At 36.7% G+C, this 18,795-nt stretch carries 17 protein-coding genes; 8 read left to right on the top strand and 9 right to left on the bottom strand.

Annotated features, from left to right (window positions below):
* Positions 1–14: 14 nt before the first annotated feature.
* Both PZ898_RS07350 and PZ898_RS07345 read right to left on the bottom strand, forming a co-directional pair.
* Entirely contained in the window at positions 15–1,100 is a 1,086-nt protein-coding gene (locus tag PZ898_RS07350) for an efflux RND transporter periplasmic adaptor subunit (RefSeq protein ID WP_123279627.1), read from the bottom strand.
* 105 nt (positions 1,101–1,205) lie between these two features.
* Positions 1,206–1,637 carry a hypothetical protein gene (locus tag PZ898_RS07345; RefSeq protein ID WP_131797483.1) on the bottom strand — a complete coding sequence of 144 codons (432 nt, stop codon included), beginning with the start codon at positions 1,635–1,637 and terminating at the stop codon, positions 1,206–1,208.
* A gap of 432 nt (positions 1,638–2,069) precedes the next feature.
* On the opposite strand from PZ898_RS07345, the gene PZ898_RS07340 reads away from it, so the two are divergent.
* Positions 2,070–3,578 (top strand): adenosine kinase, encoded by a 1,509-nt coding sequence (locus PZ898_RS07340; RefSeq protein ID WP_277695183.1) that lies wholly within the window; start codon positions 2,070–2,072, stop codon positions 3,576–3,578.
* Between the two features lie 73 nt (positions 3,579–3,651).
* On the opposite strand, the gene PZ898_RS07335 is transcribed toward PZ898_RS07340, so the two are convergent.
* Together PZ898_RS07335 and PZ898_RS07330 are read right to left on the bottom strand one after the other, a co-directional pair.
* Positions 3,652–4,863 (bottom strand): crosslink repair DNA glycosylase YcaQ family protein, encoded by a 1,212-nt coding sequence (locus PZ898_RS07335; protein ID WP_277695182.1) that lies wholly within the window; start codon positions 4,861–4,863, stop codon positions 3,652–3,654.
* A gap of 110 nt (positions 4,864–4,973) precedes the next feature.
* Positions 4,974–5,921: a beta-1,6-N-acetylglucosaminyltransferase gene (locus tag PZ898_RS07330; RefSeq protein WP_277695181.1), complete on the bottom strand. Its 948-nt coding sequence runs from the start codon at positions 5,919–5,921 to the stop codon at positions 4,974–4,976.
* Positions 5,922–6,365: 444 nt separating this feature from the next.
* Here PZ898_RS07330 and PZ898_RS07325 point away from each other — a divergent pair, with 444 nt between their 5' ends.
* The 3 genes from PZ898_RS07325 to PZ898_RS07315 all read left to right on the top strand — a co-directional run bounded on the left by PZ898_RS07325 (position 6,366) and on the right by PZ898_RS07315 (position 8,150).
* Positions 6,366–7,082 carry a DEAD/DEAH box helicase gene (locus tag PZ898_RS07325; protein WP_228432471.1) on the top strand — a complete coding sequence of 239 codons (717 nt, stop codon included), beginning with the start codon at positions 6,366–6,368 and terminating at the stop codon, positions 7,080–7,082.
* Positions 7,083–7,137: 55 nt separating this feature from the next.
* Positions 7,138–7,332, top strand: a complete 195-nt coding sequence (locus PZ898_RS07320; RefSeq protein ID WP_123279622.1) for a cold-shock protein — start codon at positions 7,138–7,140, stop codon at positions 7,330–7,332.
* Between the two features lie 356 nt (positions 7,333–7,688).
* Entirely contained in the window at positions 7,689–8,150 is a 462-nt protein-coding gene (locus PZ898_RS07315; protein ID WP_216444264.1) for a MaoC family dehydratase, read from the top strand.
* Between the two features lie 105 nt (positions 8,151–8,255).
* Here PZ898_RS07315 and PZ898_RS07310 read toward each other — a convergent pair whose 3' ends face one another.
* Positions 8,256–9,218 (bottom strand): zinc-dependent alcohol dehydrogenase family protein, encoded by a 963-nt coding sequence (locus PZ898_RS07310; protein WP_277695180.1) that lies wholly within the window; start codon positions 9,216–9,218, stop codon positions 8,256–8,258.
* Between the two features lie 57 nt (positions 9,219–9,275).
* Positions 9,276–10,145 carry an alpha/beta hydrolase gene (locus PZ898_RS07305; RefSeq protein ID WP_277695179.1) on the bottom strand — a complete coding sequence of 290 codons (870 nt, stop codon included), beginning with the start codon at positions 10,143–10,145 and terminating at the stop codon, positions 9,276–9,278.
* Between the two features lie 202 nt (positions 10,146–10,347).
* Between PZ898_RS07305 and PZ898_RS07300 the strand changes: the two genes are divergently transcribed.
* The 3 genes from PZ898_RS07300 (at position 10,348) to PZ898_RS07290 (ending at position 12,905) form a co-directional block, all read left to right on the top strand.
* Positions 10,348–11,211, top strand: coding sequence for a LysR family transcriptional regulator (locus PZ898_RS07300; RefSeq protein WP_123279619.1), 864 nt, complete (start codon positions 10,348–10,350; stop codon positions 11,209–11,211).
* Positions 11,212–11,466: 255 nt separating this feature from the next.
* Entirely contained in the window at positions 11,467–12,024 is a 558-nt protein-coding gene (locus tag PZ898_RS07295) for a Crp/Fnr family transcriptional regulator (RefSeq protein WP_062671945.1), read from the top strand.
* A 77-nt stretch (positions 12,025–12,101) separates the two neighbouring features.
* Positions 12,102–12,905: an SDR family oxidoreductase gene (locus PZ898_RS07290; RefSeq protein WP_277695178.1), complete on the top strand. Its 804-nt coding sequence runs from the start codon at positions 12,102–12,104 to the stop codon at positions 12,903–12,905.
* Between the two features lie 12 nt (positions 12,906–12,917).
* Here the strand turns inward: PZ898_RS07290 and PZ898_RS07285 are convergent, their stop codons facing one another.
* On the bottom strand, positions 12,918–13,403 hold the full coding sequence (locus PZ898_RS07285; protein WP_277695177.1) for a GNAT family N-acetyltransferase: 486 nt from the start codon (positions 13,401–13,403) through the stop codon (positions 12,918–12,920).
* Between the two features lie 343 nt (positions 13,404–13,746).
* Between PZ898_RS07285 and PZ898_RS07280 the strand changes: the two genes are divergently transcribed.
* Entirely contained in the window at positions 13,747–15,408 is a 1,662-nt protein-coding gene (locus PZ898_RS07280; RefSeq protein ID WP_277695176.1) for a lamin tail domain-containing protein, read from the top strand.
* Positions 15,409–15,519: 111 nt separating this feature from the next.
* Here PZ898_RS07280 and PZ898_RS07275 read toward each other — a convergent pair whose 3' ends face one another.
* Both PZ898_RS07275 and PZ898_RS07270 read right to left on the bottom strand, forming a co-directional pair.
* The gene (locus tag PZ898_RS07275) at positions 15,520–15,996 is read right to left on the bottom strand and encodes a hypothetical protein (protein WP_277695175.1); all 477 of its coding nucleotides are present in this window, start codon (positions 15,994–15,996) and stop codon (positions 15,520–15,522) included.
* 371 nt (positions 15,997–16,367) lie between these two features.
* Positions 16,368–18,764, bottom strand: coding sequence for a hypothetical protein (locus tag PZ898_RS07270; protein WP_277695174.1), 2,397 nt, complete (start codon positions 18,762–18,764; stop codon positions 16,368–16,370).
* Between the last annotated feature and the right edge of the window lie 31 nt (positions 18,765–18,795).

Genomic DNA, 18,795 nt, shown 5'->3' with positions numbered 1-18,795 from the left:
ATGCTGTTTTTGGGTTACTCGGCGTACAGATCCAGGTTCGACATTACTTTTTCAGGCTTTTGGTATTTTGAGCTGATCTTCTGGTTTTCCTGAACCATTCTAAGCCCTTCCAAAAGGATTCTGTCATCCTTTCCAAGCCCTGAAGCGACGACATAAATATGGGGTAATTCAGCAGCCACTTTTATTTCTCTCGCATGTACTTTACCATCTTTACCAATCACATAGACATATTTCTTTTCCAGCTCTTCGAAAGTCGCTTTCTGTGGAATCATCATTGCATTGGCATAAGGTGAGGTGATAACGATGTTTCCGGTTTCTCCGTATCTCAACAGTCCTTTCGGGTTCGGAAAAGTAGCTCTGTAAGCAATATTCCCTGTTTCATTATCAAAATCAGACTCTATGGTTTGTACAATACCGTCTTGTGTAAACTCTTTACCATTGGCCATTCTTAAACGTACATGCATTGGATTATTATCCTTTTTGGCATCCATCTGATTAAGATATTCAGCTTCCGGTACATTGAAATATACCCACATTTTGCTATTGTCGGAAAGCTCGGTTACAAGCTCACCTTCATCTACAAGACTTCCTTTACGTACGTGTAATTTTCCTACAATTCCATTGAAAGGAGCACGGATTTCGGTAAATTTTAAATGGGTATTCATTGAAGCAAGTTCGGCCTGTGCTTTTTCATACCTTGCTTTAGCCATAGCCATTTCCTGAGGGGCAACAATGTTTTTGTCAGAAAGGTTTTTGGTATTCTGATATTCGATTTGCGCGTATTTGGATTCCGCTTTGGCACGGTTTACATCAGATTCATAAAGATTAGGCATGATTTTGAACATCAGCTGCCCTTTTTGTACAAACTGCCCTTCATCTACATAAATAGACTGGATGTATCCTTTTTCCTGGGCACGAAGCTCAATATGATTGATGGAACGGATCTGTGCAACATAATCTTTGTTGACTAAAGTATCTTTAATAAGCGGGCTTGTTACGTTGAATGACGCTGCTTCTGTTTTTTCCTTTTTTTCAGATTGACAGCTTACAAACAAGAGAATAAGGCACAAGTTGATATACATGAGACTTTTCTTGACCATGATAAATATTGTTTTTATAATAATTTATAATTGAAAAAATAGAGTTACCGGCTCTCACAATAAAGCATGAAAGCAGATAAGGTTTTCGAAAAAATTAGTATAAAATCACAGTCGGATGACCCTGTACTGAAGGTACAGATCATCATGTAAGGTCTTTAAATGTTCTGATTGAGCAAGTGAAACAGCAATTTGTTTGTTATGAAATGTCGTAACAAAGCCTGAAATAAGATGCCAGAAGCCATCTTTGAAAAGAGCAATAAGTTCTGTAGAACCGGAGGACTCTACGTTGTCGTCATTTTCATTGTCGTTTTCAGAAAGATTAGCTCTGATTTTATTGTAGCGGGGATGGCTGACATTGTAGGCATCATTAGACTCATTTTTAAGAAATGCAAAAGATTCTTTGATGCTCTTTTTTTCATGAACAAGAAGATCCGTAGTGAAATGAAGGTCAGAAGAAATATCCGTTGAAATATACTGCTGAATTTGCCCATAGTACCATCCTAAAACGGTAAGCAACGCAAATAACAAACTGTACAAATATTGATAAAATCTTTTCCGCATTCCAGAGACAAAGGTAATTAAACTTAAAAATAAGTGCAACGGCTAAAGATTAAAAAAGTGTTAAAAATTTGATTGCTTCATTGAAAAAATACATCTGTTTATGATGTTTCCTTTTTGGCTAATAAGAAAATAGGTTTTAGTGAAGTCTTCTGATGAATATTTCGGAATTTTGTCTATGCAAAAAAATAACAGGTGCTTTAGGGAACCTCTTAAACCATTTACAAAAGGATTATATTTTTTATATGAGCATGAACAAAAAAATTAAAGCATAATATTTCTAGCTGGAGGCTCAAAAAAATAATATTATCTTTGAATTAGCTTTACTTTGCACAATTTTTGCTATAACAAGCTACTTTTATTTTATCGGTTAAAACATAACTGACAGTACAAACCCCTCCAATATTTAGTATGATGAAAAAATACCTTATTTATATATCACTTTTTGCAGCACCCTTATTTTGGGGGCAAGGTAAAGTAACTGAAGAATCTGCATACCAGCAGAACCTGACATTATCAGAGAAAGAAAATGCAGCAATGGCATTTGATGCCGATATAAAATTGTCCGATGCAGAAATGACTTTGGATAAAAAACTCTTCCAGATCCGTAAACAGTTTCTCAGTGATTCGGAAGCAAAGAAAATATCTTTATATAACAGTTCTTTTAATGAATTAAAACCATTAATAGAAAGCAGCAAACTGTTTGAAATCCTTCAGACCATGCCGAAAGGTGGTCTGTTGCATACCCACAGTGGGGGAATTACAGATGTGAAATGGATTATTTCGACTGCCAGAAAATATCAGGAATGCTATGTTTTTGATCAGAAAGATAATGATCAGTACATTTTCGGACAGCTGGCTTTTTTTGAAAAAGGAAAAGTTCCGGAAGGATTTGTAAGCCTTGATAAAAAGCTGGCCTCAACCACTGGTTTTGAAAAAGAACTGCAGGACCTTCTTACATTGAAACGAGACAATCTTTGCTCTTACACAGATTATTGGATTGAATTTGAAAAACGTTTTAAGCGCATCAGTCTGCTGCTTCCGTACCGTCCTTTCTTTAAGGCATATTATCTGAAAGGATTTCAGGATTTGATAAAAGACAAAGTACAGCACGTAGAAATCAGATATATCTTTGATGAACTTTATGATTTTCAACATGGAAAATATCCTATGAAGACGACGATTACAGATCTGCAGGATATTCTTAAAGAAGTACATCAGTCAGATCCGCAGTTCACCCTTAAACTGATCTATTCGAGTTTTAAATTCTTAGATAATGAAAGTATTGAGAAGCAGCTGGAAACGGCATTTGAAATGAAGAAGGAATTTCCGGATATGATCTCAGGCTTTGACCTTGTGGCAGATGAAGCAGCGGGACATCATATCAGTTTTTTTGAGAAAAGCTGGGCCAAAATGAGTGGACTTCATAAAAAATACGGAGTAGAACTGCCTCTTTTCCTTCATGCCGGAGAAAGCAATTCTATCCTGAATAAAAATATTCTGGATGTAGCGCTGCTCAACAATAAAAGAATTGGTCATGGACTGAATCTGATCTATTTCCCCAAAACGATGGAACAGATCAGAAAACAGGATAGGCTGGTGGAAGTAAGCCCACTTAGTAATCAGATCTTAGGATATGTAAGTGATTTAAGGAACCATCCTGCAAGGGTTTTATTGAGCAATGGAGTACAATGTTCCATCAACAGTGATGATCCTTCAGTGTATGGATACACAGGTCTGAGTTATGATTTCTGGGTTACACAGATCTATTGGGAACTTAATGTGAAAGCATTGAAAAAACTGGTTTTTAATTCCATTAATTATTCTTCTATGAACGATGGTGAAAAAAAGAAAGCAATAACTTATCTGAACCAGCAGTGGAATGATTTTGTTCAGAAAACGAATCAGAAATTAAATTAATCGGAGTTTTTCTAGAAAATAAAATCGCATTATTGAAGTCAATAGTGCGATTTGTCTTTTTAATAGTTCTCCATTACTTTTTAAACTTTACTTTGGATAATTCTTTTTTGATAACAGTGGTCAATTTTGATGGACTTACTTGAGTCAGAGCCAAAGACTCACAACCATTGAAAATGGCAAAGCGTTTTAAGGTCTCTACGAAAGGCTTAAGCCATAAATCAAGATTAATAGTACTGTTTTCAATATGTAAATGAATAAGCTCCAGTTTTTTTTCTTTTCTGTGCGCTTTACAATCAACCCTTCCGATAAACTGATCTCCAAACAGGATAGGCAGACAGAAATAACCATACTGTCTTTTTTCTTTTGGAGTATAGCATTCCAGACGGAAATCAAAATCAAAAATCTGTTTGATTCTATCCCGATGAATAATGGAATTGTCAAACGGAGACAACAGCCATACACTGGAGCTTGCCTGATCAAATGTTTTTTCCAGTATTTCATTTTGAACAAAAACAGAAGATCCTCCTTCACTGGTCACTTTTGATATTGTATCTTCTTCAAGCATCATCTGTAAAACCTTATTGACATTCGTTTTTAAAGCATTTCCTTTTCTGAGGTGAGTGATTTGTTTTAATGTAGTAAATCCATAGGCTCTCAGATTGGTTTTTACCAGATATTCTGCAAACTCCAATGGAGTAGGTTCTGAGGTATTCGTGGAAGATGGCAGAACCCTTTCGGCCAGATCATACGTTTTCTGCATTCCGGAACGTCCGCTGATCATCAGGTCTCCCTGCATGAAAAGTCTCTCAAGAGCCAGCTTGGCAGGTTTCCAATTCCACCAGCTTCCTGCTTTATGGCTTTCATTCTCAAAATCTCTTGCTCTTTTAGGACCTTCATTGCGGATGGTATCTACTACATACTTCATCACTTTAGGATCAGCATTGTAATAACGGGATTCTCCTCTTTTAATCATCAGCATCTGAGGCAAAACATATCGGAAATCCTGCATCGGAAGATAAGAAGCAGCATGAAACCAATACTCAAATACTTTACGGTCCTCTACCAGTTCTTCCAGATTATCTGTCTTAAAATCCGGGATTCTTGTCCATAGCGTATGGTGATGAGCCCGCTCCACTATAGATAATGTATCAATCTGTATATATCCGAGATGTTCCAAAGCGTTCAAAACTGCAGTTTTTCCGGTTCCGAATGGTGTATTTTGTGTTAATCCCTGACTGTCTAATGTTAGCCGTTTTAAGTGTTCCGGTGTCAGCTTCTTTTCCATATTTTAATTTGAATAAAACACGTTTGATGATGTTCCTCCAAATATAATGATTTGGCAGAAAAACATTAAAGAGTTTCTGACTTAAGTATATTGAGGATGAAGTGCAAAGATCAGTTGTTTTGACGGTTATTTCTTTTCAATTCTCTTTCTACTTCATTTATATAAGGAAGGGGAGTAAGGTAGCTTTCTTCAATATACTTTCTGATACTTTCATCCGTTTTTTTGTTAACCTTTCTGATGAAAAGCTGATTACCGGATTTTAATGATTGAATATAATTGAATGTATTCTGTGTATTTTGAAAAAAGGAGTTCTCAAGTACTGCTCTTTTATCATCATTGACGATAATATCATTGAACGATGTATTCATAAGAACAGTCTGAAAAAATGAATCTGCAGGTAAAAAAGTATGAAGATAATAGTCTTCAAAATCCATTACCATTTTGTTGTTTGTTAAAAATAAGCAGGTTTCTCTTGTAAACATAAACCATTTACCACCTATATAAGGAATCACATCTTTCATAAAAGATCTTTTGTAGATGAAAGATGAAATAACATAAGCCAATTCTGTAAAGTGATTTTGTATTCTTTTCAGCGTGTCGGGTCTGTAAAACTTCTGATCATAATAAAAAAGATAATTCCTGCCTTTATTGGTCGTAAGAAATTTACGGATAATATTTTGTGATTTCAATGGATAATCTTCACCGCTCAGATTAATAAAATAATCCCATTCTTTGCTTACATTCAGGAGGAATTCCATAGCGTTCAATTCTGCCTGAACGATGTTGAAACCTCCCGAAACTATATTCATACTGTCCAGAATATAGACATTGGGAAAATGAACGATGTAAAGTTGTATTTCTTCAATGAACTCTTGTTTCGCTTTTTTATCAATATGGATAAGATAAAACTGATCCCTTGTATAGATTTTCTCAAACATGCTTTTAAATACTTCAGGTTTATGATGTATCATAATGAAATAAGCAATTCTTACATGTGGGCCGGAATGGGATTCTGATATTCTGGGAGAAGGTTGGGGGATGGGTGAAAAAGCTTGCATATTCCGGAGTTTAAAATCATCCGCGTCAGCAAATAATTTGGTTAATTTGCAGAAGGTACGAATAAATTTTTGATAATCAGTTAATTAAATAATATGGTGTTCTTTTTTTTTATTGTAGGTTTGCAGAACATTTATAAAAACAGGTCACTGCCTTTGCTATTCTGTCATAGTTTAAAATCACTTTTTTCTTTCAGTTTTGCTTTTTCAGCTACCAATTTATAGCCTTTGTTTTCATAGTGGAAATAAAAGATTATAAAGTTCTATTGTAGATAAGAGCGACACGTTATTGCCTGGCCATTCGTAATATAGATAAAAATATTATTGTAGCTGAAGCAAGAGAAAGATGAACAGAAAAGAATACTCTTTTTGTTTGTCATTATAATATACCGATTCAAATTCTGATCAACAGATTTGTGTTAAGATACCGGGAATGCCGGATTTATAATGAATTTTAAAAATTTAAATCTAATTAATCCTATTATCCGTGCAGTGACAGAAGCCGGATATTCCAGGCCTACTGAAATACAGTATTCTGCAATTCCGCATATTTTGGCAGGAAGAGATATTATAGTGTCTGCACAGGCAGGTGCTGGAAAAACAGCTGCATTTGCGATGCCTATTTTACAGCTGCTGAAAAGACAAACTCCGGATCATAAAGAAATAAGAACTTTAATACTTACACCCACTCAGGAACTGGCAATACAGATAGAAGAGAATTTTAAAATCTACAGTAAATATTTACCATTATCTCTGCTTTCTATTTATGAAGGGGTTTCCATTGGAAGCCAGCTTGCTGCACTGAGAAAAAGAGTAGATGTTCTTGTGGCAACACCCGGAGGATTGCTTGATGTAGAAAATCAGAGACATATTGATCTTTCTAAAATTGAGCTGTTTGTTTTAGATGATGCCGATAAAATGCTTGATATGGGATTCGCTAATCATATAAAAAAAATATTAAATCTGGTTTCTCATAGAAGACAAAACCTGCTTTTTTCTGCTGCAATGCCGGGAAGTTTAAAATATTTCGCCAAAGCAATCCTGAACAAGCCTGTAGAGATTATTGCAGATCCTGCATCTTCAATACCACAGACGATGAAGCACCCGGATCTTAAAAATATTCAACCATTGATGGGAAGCACAATACCCCTCAGAATATCATAAATAAAATCTGTAGCGTTTACAGATCATAATACACAATTTTTTAATAACAATTACAATGCAAGAAGGCACCGTAAAATTTTTCAATGAAGCAAAAGGCTTCGGTTTTATTACTCCGGCAGACGGAAGTAAAGATATATTTGTACATTCTTCAGGATTAAACACAAGAATGATCCGTGAAAATGATAAAGTAGTTTTTGATATACAAAAAAGCGATAAAGGTTTAAATGCTGTTAACGTAAAGTTGGCATAATAAAAGTCTTAATTGCAAATATGTTGAAATAATATACTTTGCCATATCAAGCCTCATATTTTATATTTTTTCTTATTCAAATCCATGAAACTTCTGGATCTGGATATATTGTCTGAAAGAACATTGATGTAATACGGATTACTTTTTATTTTTTATTTTCATGATGTTCATTAGCCTCTTACTTTTATGTAAGAGGTTTTCAGGGATTTAAGAAAATAAGGCAGCAATTGGTCTGAATATTGACAGACTAAGACCGGATGCCTGGAAAATAAATATGCAGACTTGATATACACTCGGCTACGATGATAATGATTGAGCTGTACATATTGTAATTCCTAAAAGGTTCAGAAAAAGATATGATTATTATTAATAATTTTAGTGAGTATAAGTCTCTTGAAGGGCAAATGCTGGGAGATTCTGCCTGGCATACGATAAGTCAGGATCAGATTAATAGATTTGCAGATGCCACCCTGGATCAGCAGTGGATTCATACGGATCAGAAAAAGGCAGAGAAAGAAGGACCTTTTAAATCAACCATTGCTCATGGGTATTTAACATTATCTTTGATTCCCTATCTCTGGAAACAGATTGCAGATGTGAGAAATGTAAAAATGGAAATCAATTACGGAATAGAAAATCTTAAGTTCGGAGAAGCTGTTCCCGTAAATAGTGAGGTAAAACTACAGGCAACCGTAAAATCTGTTACTAACCTCAGAGGAACTGTAAAAGCAATCGTGGAGGCCAAACTCCTGATTAAAGACCATGTGAAACCTGCCTATACTGGAGATGTGATTTTCCTTTATCATTTTAAAGATTGATTTTATTGTGAATGTTCAAGTTGTTGATATTTTGCATTTTACAAATAACAAAACATCATTGAATACAATGATGTTTTCGATTTTGATGACCTTCTAATAAAATAATTATACTGTAAGTACAATCTTCCCCAATAAAGGTCTGTCCCGTTTAGAATCCTCTATTCTTTGATGAGCTTTTTGAACCTCTTCAAGCGGATATATACTGTCTATCACAGGTTTTACTTGTCCGTTCTCAATTAATTCAGTGATCTGATACAGCTCATCTCTGCTTTGTCGGGTAAAAACAAAATGATAGGTGGCATTTTTTTCCCAGGCATTAATAAGGTTTTGAGGTTGTGGAATATCTACCAGTGTTACAACAGAACCATAATCTGCTAAAGCAAGTGGGCTGTCTGAAAGTGTTGTTCCTCCTACAGTATCAATAATCACATTAACTCCTTTTCCGTTGGTATGTGCTTTTATTTCTTCAATCCAGTTTTCCTTATGGTGATCAATGACTACATCTGCTCCAAGCTTTTTTAATTCCTCATGCAGAACACTTTGTCCAGTTGTATACACAAAAGCACCCAGTGATTTCGCAACTTGTATAGCCAGTGTTCCTACGCCACCTGCACCACCAAGAATGAGAATGCTGTCTCCTTTTTTCAATTGAGCTCTTACTACAAGCATTTCCCAAACTGTTCCTCCAATAAGTGGAATGGCAGCAGCCTCTTCATAGCTGATGTTATCCGGCATTCTGGATAATGAAGACTCATCAGTAAGGTGATACTCCGCATAACTGCCTGAGCTGCCAAAGCGAGGAGAATAGTAGACTTTATCACCAGGCTTCCATTGTTTTACCGCTTCACCTACAGCCATAATATCACCAGCGATATCATGACCCGTTATAATAGGGAGTTCGAAAAATGATTTATAATCTCCCCGTCTTATCTGATAATCAAGAGGATTAATAGATGTTGCTCGTACTTTTACTAATACCTGAGAAGGATTTGTTATCATAGGAACAGGCATTTCTGCAAGTTGCAGAACTTCAGGTCCGCCAAAGTTTTTAATGACAATTGTCTTCATAATGAAATGTTTCGATTATTTCTTAAATTGATTCAATAGCTTATAGCCTTATAGCCACTATCGAGGTAATGTTCCCATGAATTCAAAGATTTCAGCACCTATTTCTTCCGCATTCGTTTCCAGGGCAAAATGTCCGGTGTCATAAAATTTTAATTTGGCTTCCGGCAGATCTTTTTTATAAGCTTCAGCTCCTGCAGGTAGGAAATAGGGATCTTTGTTCCCCCATACCAGTAATAATTTGGGCTGATGCTTTCTGAAATATTCATGGAATTTTGGATATAAAGCCACATTGGTTCTGTAATCTTTAACCAGATCCAGCTGGATTTCAATATTTCCAGGTCGGTCAAGGAATTTTTGATCAAGGGTATAGGCTTCCGGAGCAATCAAAGAAGGATCAGACACACCATGCTGATACTGAAACAAAGTAACTTCTTTAGAAACAAAACCTTTTAATGCAAGACGGTTGGCTTCCGTTGTGTCATGCCAGTATTTTTGGATCGGATTCCATTCACTGCTTAATCCTTCTTCATATGCATTTCCGTTTTGTGAAATGATCCCTGTAATTTTCTCAGGATTGTTCATCGCGAGACGTAAACCTACCGGAGCGCCGTAATCAAAGATGTAAATAGCAAAACGTTTCATATCCAGCTTTTCTACAAATGCCTGTACGGTTGCTGCAAGATTGTCGAAGGTATAAGAGAACTCCTTATGATCAGGAGCGTCAGAATAACCGAATCCCGGTAGATCCGGTGCTATGGCATGGTATTTTTTGCTTAAAATCGGGATCAGATTTCTGAACATATGAGATGAGGTAGGATAGCCGTGTAAAAGAAGTATCGTAGGCGCATTGGCTGGACCTGCTTCTCTGTAAAACAGATTTAAATCATTTAGTTTGATGTTGCGGTAGTGAACAAGGTGATTTTCCATAATGTGATTATTTACATATAATTTTTGATTGTTTTATGCCATTGTCATAGTGCCAGTGAAAAGGGCAACTGATACACCTGCAATGAATGGTCTTGAAATTATTTTCATTTATTTTTTTTGATAGTCCAAAATTAATACGGATATTTGATTATTAAAAACGATTAATTGGAATGAATTGAATCACTAATAATGATTGATTAAGATGAATATTAATGATTTAAAAATATTTGAAGCCGTAGCTGAAACGGGAAGTTTTACAAAGGCTGCTTCTGTGATGTTTACGGTTCAGTCAAACGTTACGGCAAGAATAAAAAATCTTGAGGATGAGTTTGATACAAAGCTTTTCTCCCGTACATCCAGAAGGGTAGAGCTTACTTCTGAAGGGATGATCCTGATGCAGTATTCAAAACAGATTCAACATTTGGTGGAAGAAGCAAAAAATAATATCCGGAGTGGTGATAATATCAGAGGATGTCTGAAAATAGGCTGTATAGAAACAACCATGGCGCTGAAAGTTCCGGAAATCCTCCATACTTTTGATGAAAAATATCCTGATATTGAGCTTGAATTCAAATCAGATACCAGAGATTCAGTGTTGTCTGATGTTCTGAATTACAACCTGGATGCTGCCTTTGTTTCTGCTCCGGTGAATGCCAAAGGACTGGAAAAAATCTGCATTAAGGAAGAACAGCTTGTGATTCTGGCTTCCTCAAAAGGTCCGGATCTGCAGACGTTGATGGATAAAGAACCCTTAAAAATAGTGGTATTTGATGAAGGATGTATTTTCAGAGAAAGATTAGAATCCTGGTTAAGCCACAAAGGAATTCTTAACTACAAAAGTACAGTTCTGAATTCCATTGAAGGAGTCATCAACTTTGTGGAAGCAGGATTGGGAGTCAGCATATTGCCGGAAGAAGTGGTTACTAAATATTATGCCGGAAGAGGCATTAAGACCTATAAACTGAATAAGCAGCTGGGAACGATGAATACCATTCTTGTTTTCAGAAAAGACGGACCACAGTCAAGAGCATTACAATGTTTTATTGATATGCATTTAGAGGTATAAATTTTACCGGGAAAATAAAGGCTATGGCAAAAACTACCGAGACACTTGATGAGTTTTACAGGAATAAATAGGAAGCTTTATCAGGCGATTTTCCCAAAAATGACGGACAGTTTAATGTCTTCAGAAAAGATACAATATTGGAAGGAACTTTCCTCATCCACAGATTTTAAAGAATAGCGCTACAGTCATTTTAATGATGTCATTTTTTACCAAATTGGTAAATACATCCAAATGATAATGGCTAACTTTGTTGTTATGAAAGAGTTTATAGAATTTATTCTGCAGTTTGGTCATTTGAACCAGCAGCAAATAGACCTCATCACAAGCAAAGCAAAAGAGGTTGAGCTAAGCAAAGATGAGTATTTTGCAGAAGCAGGAAAAGTCCTCAGGCAGGTAGGTTTTATTCTTGACGGAATCATTCGTATCTGCTATTATAACAATAAAGGAGAAGAAATTACCAAGATCTTTATTGAAGAAAAACATTTGCTCTTCAATCTGAAAAATGTGCCTTCCACAGAATATATTCAGGCTGCTACGGATTGTAAACTTCTTGTGTTTTCTAATCAGGATTGGAAAGAAATTTCAGATACCATTATCGACTGGGAAAATATTATTCAAAAAGTGACCAATAAAGCCCTTGCCCAAAAGCTGGAAAGAGTAAGCCCGTTAGTCTCTCAGGATGCCACCACCCGCTATCTGGAATTTATGGAAAAATACCCCACATTGGTCAATCGTATTCCTTTGTCCTATATCGCTTCTTATCTTGGAATCACGCAGCAGTCATTAAGCAGAATCAGGAAAAATATCAGGTAAGGTGCTTTTTACCAAATGGTAAACAGGTTCTTTTTTTATCGTTGCAACTTTGCAATATCAATCTAAAACAATAAAAAATGAACCCAACAATTTTCATTACCGGCGCTTCATCAGGACTGGGAAAAGCCACCGCCAAACTGTTTGCATCAAAAGGCTGGACGGTAATTGCAGCAATGCGATATCCTGAAAAAGAAACTGAACTTACAGAATGGTCTAACATTCATCTCCTGAAATTAGATATCAGCGATTCGAAACAGATTTCAGAAATTGCTTCAGAAGCAGAAAAAATAGGTGCGGTAGACGTAGTCCTTAATAATGCTGCTTACGGACTTATGGGACCTTTTGAAGGAATTGAGGATGAACAGCTTGCCAGCCAGATCAATACCAATTTCTTAGGAACACTACTGGTGACAAAGTCATTTCTTCCTTATTTAAGAGCCAGAAAAAATGGAACAATTATTACGGTAACATCATCTACTGCCAATATTCCTTACCCGTTTGTTTCCGTATATGCTGCCACAAAATCTGCATTGGAAAAGTGGTCTGAAGGAATGAGCTACGAACTGAAAGAGTGGAATATTAAGATTAAAACAGTAGTTCCTGCTTATATGCAGACCAATTTCGGAAATAATGCACAAATGGTTTCGCATCCGGATTACCAGTCTATTTTTAATCAATATATAACAGCCATGAGAGCCGATTCATCCTCAAAACGTGATGCTCCTGAAACCATAGCTGATATTGTGTATGAAGCCGCCACAGACAACAGAGAGCAGCTTCATTATATTGCTGGCAAACTGGCAACTTCTGAGTATGAATGGTTGAGAAAAGAAGGAATAGAAACGGTAATTAATGAGATGAATGAACATTTTTTTTGCTAATGAGTCAATAGTTTAGTCATGTCTGTAAATAAACTCCTCAATTTCCGTTTGTCTGGCATTGGCAAACCCTTTATCGGTACCGATTTTTATAAAACCACATTTTTCCAAAACCTTTTGTGAACCCAGATTATCAAAGGCAACCCGTCCAAAAATTGGTCTTGTGGTTTCTATTGTGAGAAAATCTTTTAGAGCGGTTGTGGCAATACCTTTTCCCCAGAAATTTTTGTCAATCCAATAAGTGATTTCGACATCATCTTCCATGATAAACTTGGCTATACTTCCAACGATCACTGTACCGGCAATGATCGTTTGGTTGTTGATGGTGGGATCAGTCAGTAGTTTGGTGAACTTGGCGATATAGGCTTCTTTATTGGTAGAATCTTTTGATGTAAATGCTGCCAGATGATTGGCTTCATAATCAAGCTGAAACTGAAAAAGAGTTTCTAAATCTTCCACTACAGTCGGCCTGAGTTTGATGTCATGTTGAATATCTTTCATGGTGTGAGATAGGTGTTGATTGGTTTTCAAATATAGAATTTATTTAAGCTATTTACCTAGTGGTCTGATCTTTAAAAATTAAATTATAGAAGATTTATTTTTCCCACGGATGAAACAGATTTTCCCAGATGTTGATGTTTAAAGTAATCAATTGTTTTTTATACGTACAAATGCCTATCGTCTACAGTACAAATACTTGGCTTCAAAATCGGAAACTTATACTCTGAAATTCGCTCTTTTTTCGCCGTTACTTTGGTATGTTCAAAAGAAGCTTCAAAACCCTGAACAACGGCAGCATCCGAAAAGCCAAGAAAAGAGTAGGAACCATATCAATATTATTATCATGAAAAATCCAGAAAATGTTGCTCCCTTTGTAGAAGCATCACAAATTATTACAGAACTGAAAGACAGAGCTAATGATATTCTTTCCAGTGTTTTAAGTACAAAACTGTCTGCGATCACCATTAACGGAAAAGGAAATTTTCCTTATTACTGGCAGGACCCTTCTAATCTGAAGTTTAATAAGAAAACTTACGACTGGATCTCTTCCAACCTTAGAGCCAATACTGAACCAGTGCAGCTGGATCAGGTGTTTACCAATTATTTTATTGATGCGTTCTCAAAAGTCAATTATTCTTTATCTGTACAAGATACTGCTGTCCTGAATGATGCCCATACAAGAGCTACAGATCAGCAAATGGCTTTACTCAATGCCTGGGTAGCGGCTTATAATACGCTTCCTCCTGCTACCGATACCATGCAGCCTATTGATATCATTATGGATAAAATAGCTACGGAATGGGCGAATCCTTCCACTACTTTATACCAGATTCAGAAGAGTGATAACCTTGATGCGCTACTGAATAAGACCCCGGCAAGCGGTAAGCCTATTCTCCCTGTCTTAGCCAATTATCTGGATGCGCTGGGAGCTACGATATCATTACAGAACAATGTAACGATGAATAACGGTTACCTTTCCAAAGCATTGAAGAATGTACAGAACCCTAAAAAAGAAAATGGCGGACTGCTATTGAATGACGATAGTATTTTACCGGCTTTTGAGGTGACCACTCCGCTTAACGAAATTTTAAACGGGCTTAAAAATACTTCTCAGACCGCTCAGATTGATATGCAAGTGACCCGTGAATCTGAAAGCCGTTTCAGTGTTTCCGTAGAAGGGAAGACTGGTTTTTCTATTCCTATCTTTGATTTCTTTACCTTAGGAATTGGGGGGAATGCCAATTATTTCAGTGAAGATATTGCAATCAGCAAAAACTCCATCCAGATCTCGATGATGTTTACGGGAGTTACGCTTGTGAATTTTGGACCCAAAGACTTTAATATTGCCAGCAATATGTACTGGGCGTGGTTTGACCCTATCCGTAAAGCGCAGATTAATAGCGCTGACAAAGAGAATATCTCAGGATATAAGTTTTCTCCGGATCCGGGGATGAAATTCGGACCGGAAGGACCTTTCGGGTTACTGAATGGAGTAGCGATTTCCAATTATCCTACTGTAGAGATCACGGTAACAGGTGAAGATTATAAAAGTATTCAGAAAACTTTTGAGCAATCTTCTTCGGCCACGCTTTCTTTCTTAGGAATTCCGTTGGCAAGCGTTAAAGAATCTACGTATTCTTCTTCCTACTCTGTAGACCATTCTAAATCTTCCATCAAGATTACACTCAGTCCTCCGCCAAGTCTGGTGGCTGGTAACAACAGAGATTCCATAGCATGGGTTCTGGGTGCGGTTGTGGATTATCCGGCTGAGGTAAGTGATGACGTTGAATTTCTTAATGATGAAGAGTTAGTTGCTAAAGGAGCTTATCCCAACTATCAGCTGTATAATGATAACTTCGGCACTACTTATTGTTCTGTAAAAAAAGTAAAATCTCACGCTGTGGGTGCTACATGGGTAAGTGACTGTCTTGCTGCCCATCCTGGAACAAGCCCTGCAGGAAAACCATGGACAAGCCCTAAACAATCCGGGGTGATCTGGCCTTAAACAACAAAATACGTATAATAAAATAGACTGTCTCAACAAGGCAGTCTATTTTGCTATATTTTAATTCGAGTTTTTTTATTCTGTCAATTTTCAGACTTTTTTGGTTGGGACCTATTTGACCAGGAGATAGATTCCTACCCCAATGGCGGCATAAGCCGTAACGGTAAGAATATCAGCAATAGGCTGCGAAAATCGTTTTTCTGCAATTCTCTCACTATTGATCTGATTCTTATGGAATTTCAGACTTTTCTTAGCATTGCGAACAGGGTGTGCTATGAGACTGTCTCCTTCCCAACGGTCAACAATGACTTTATAACTCTTGTTGTCTACTTCAATTCTGACATTTTTACCGGCAGCCAGTTTTTCCTGAACATTCACCGGTGCAGGGGCTGGTTGTGCATTCATGGTTGGAGCGGCAGTAGTTGTCCCCATCATTTGAGAAGAAGTATTATTCGCTATATCGGTATTCTTTTTAGGGCCTTGATTATTGTTAGCTGCCACAGCCGGATCCACTGGCTTTTTTACCTGATAGGTATAGCAGCTGGTAAGCGTAGATAATATAAAGATGAAATAAAGATTCTTTCGCATAAGCCAAATTTAAGAATTAAACGGAATATTTGGGAGTTTCTTTTGAAAGATGATGTTTTTTTATTGTTTTTCACCGCATGTAAGACAGGTATCATCCATATCTATAACATTTCTCTGCTATCGCACGAATCCTTTCTTGCGGTAGCAGAGAGAGCTAAAGATGCTTTAAAAGCAGCCCATATTACAATTTTAAAGCATATTTTAAAAACAGAAACAAAAACAGAGCTAAGCCCGCCTGAAATAAAAAATCTTATTCATCAACTGGAGCAATAAATGGGTAGGACCTCCTTGCTAAGAGCCGCTTGTAATGAGATGTTTTTAATAATAAAGTAATAAAAAGGGACAAGCTAAATATAACTTGTCCCATATGTTTATTTTAAAACCTGCTGGTCATAAAGAATATTATCGTCTTCATCAAAGCTTATGATCAACACTTTAAATTGTTTGGCGCTGTCATTATTGAAAAATTTAATTCTTGGCGGAACATAATCACTGTCAAATAAATTAGGATTCCAGTACAGTGTCTCACGCGTATCATTTTCAATTTTTTCAGGAGCATCATTATCTATCATTTCAATAGGAAATTCTGAAGGTTTATCATATCCCTTGATGATGGATGAGTTGTTCTTTTTTACTTCTTTTTCGTTGCTTTTAGCCTGCATATTGCCCTTCATTGTATAGATGGCTACGGCATCACCTACCAATCCTGATCCTTTGATGATTTTTACCATTGCAATATTGTTGATGGGAAGAGTGGAGATCATGCTGGGATCGGTAGCTATTTCATCTAAAAAGAGCTTGGCTTGCTGTCCCCGGATATAAGGAACGTTGGCTCCTGAATTATTTCTCTGAAATGTCAGGCCGGCAGCTTTTCCCTGCAGCCAGTCTAAAATATTGGTGTATCCTGACGTATGCTGGTCTTCATTCACGAAATCAAATACAGTAGAATTGACAGAACTGAACATTCCGCTGGAAAGTTGTTTATCAAGATCTGCCTTCGCATCTTTCTTTTTTCCAACTAAAGCAACTTCCTGAATTTGTATATCATTACTCTCTTTCTTTTTTATATTTTTTTGCGTATTGATGGCTCTGGAAATAGTTGGAGGAAGAGTTTTATTTTTATCAGCTTTTACCAATGTATATTTTGTAGCCGGGAAATTGCCCTTAAATGGGGAAGGTGTGACTAACGGTTCTATGGTGACAAACAAATCCTGATTCCCTGATTCTTTATTTTCTGAATTGACAAAGGCTGAAACTTCCAGCGGTTCATCATTATTGAGGTTATTTAAATAGATATATCCGTTTTGATCTGTTTTGAATTGGCTGAATACAGGCTGGCTTTGACCGGATTTTGATAATAAATTGATACTCGTGTTGGGCAGCAGAGCATTATTTTTAATAGGTTTTACTCTGTAAGAAAGGTATTTTTGAGATTGGGTTTTAATGGCGGGTACAGTTCCGCTGAGTACAGCATTCCAGTCGAATCTTTTCCAGTTTTCTGAAATAAGAAGTGCATCCAAAGCTTCAGTGTTGGCATTCTTAGCGAAGTATTGTGCAGGGCTGTCTATTCTTGTGGTAAAATCTCCCGTTAGCCAGAGCCCGCTCAGAATATTGTCTTCTTCAGGAGTTGGGTTACCATTATCTTCGCTTACCACAACTGTATAATTTTTGAAATAAGATTCCGGAGAAAGATCGATACTGTTGAAAGCTCTTGGTGTTGGTTTTAAACTCTGACCTACTATTTCTGCTTTCTCAACCTTTAAATTACCAGGTTTTATAAAGCAAAGCCTCTGTGCCACCACATTATCCTGTTCATCAAGAATAACCAATTGCAGGATACCGTTGGCACCACTACTGATTTTTGTAGGAATAAGGCTTGATGCCTCATTCGTCAGGTGGTTGATATTGGCTCTGTAAGCAAGATGGTTGTTGATCAGTCCAATAATTTTATAACCCTGAAGCTGTTGTTTGAGATTGACACCTTTTAAATTATACTTTATCCCTTCTTTAGAGCTTGAAACCTCTATATTCAGGCCGCTGTCGGCAACTTGTGGTAGATCTATTGTATGACTTTTTCCTGCATTGTCCTGAATAATGGCCTGATATTTCTTTCCGGATGCCGGAGTTATCTTAAAAGAAGCGACATTTTTATCAAAAGATTTGAATGTAGTAACAGGAGTATTGGGGTTTTGGCTGTCTATAATTTTTCCGGACCAGTTTTCCGGCAGAGAAGAATTGGAAGATAATCTTACAGCAAACTTTGTAGGCATACCGTTAATGAAAGTTCCGCCTTCCGGGAAGACCTTGGCAGACCAATCAGAACTTTTAGAGATTACCAATGATTCTGTAGAGTTTGGATTGTAAACCGGAATTGTTTTGACAATTTGGAAATCCTCATTAAAATTGGTCATGTAAGGGGTGTAAGCTCTTACAAAATAAACCTGTTCGGGAAGATCTTCTTTCAGTTGAAAATCTCCGCTGCCTTCACCATTCGTAAGAAGTACCGTTTTCCAGTCTATTAATTTTTTATCATAATTATACAGCTCAACAAAAAGCGTAGTGGATAATTCAGAGCGGTTATATCCGTCAAATACAAAACTTTTGAACCAGATTTTATCACCAGCTGCATATTGCGGTTTGTCCGTAAGTACATATACTTTTTCCTGCTCGTAATGATCCTCAAGATTGGTAATTGCTTTTTCTAATTTGGTTTGTGCCAGTACAGGCTGTACCATTGAAAGGAGCAATACACAGAACATATTTTTCATAGAAATCTCAGCACATTTTAATTCTTTGCTA

Source organism: Chryseobacterium sp. WX, from assembly GCF_029542485.1.
GTDB lineage: Bacteria > Bacteroidota > Bacteroidia > Flavobacteriales > Weeksellaceae > Chryseobacterium > Chryseobacterium cucumeris.
The sequence above is the reverse complement of the archived record's forward strand: the minus strand, read 5'-3'. Positions and strand labels throughout refer to the sequence as shown.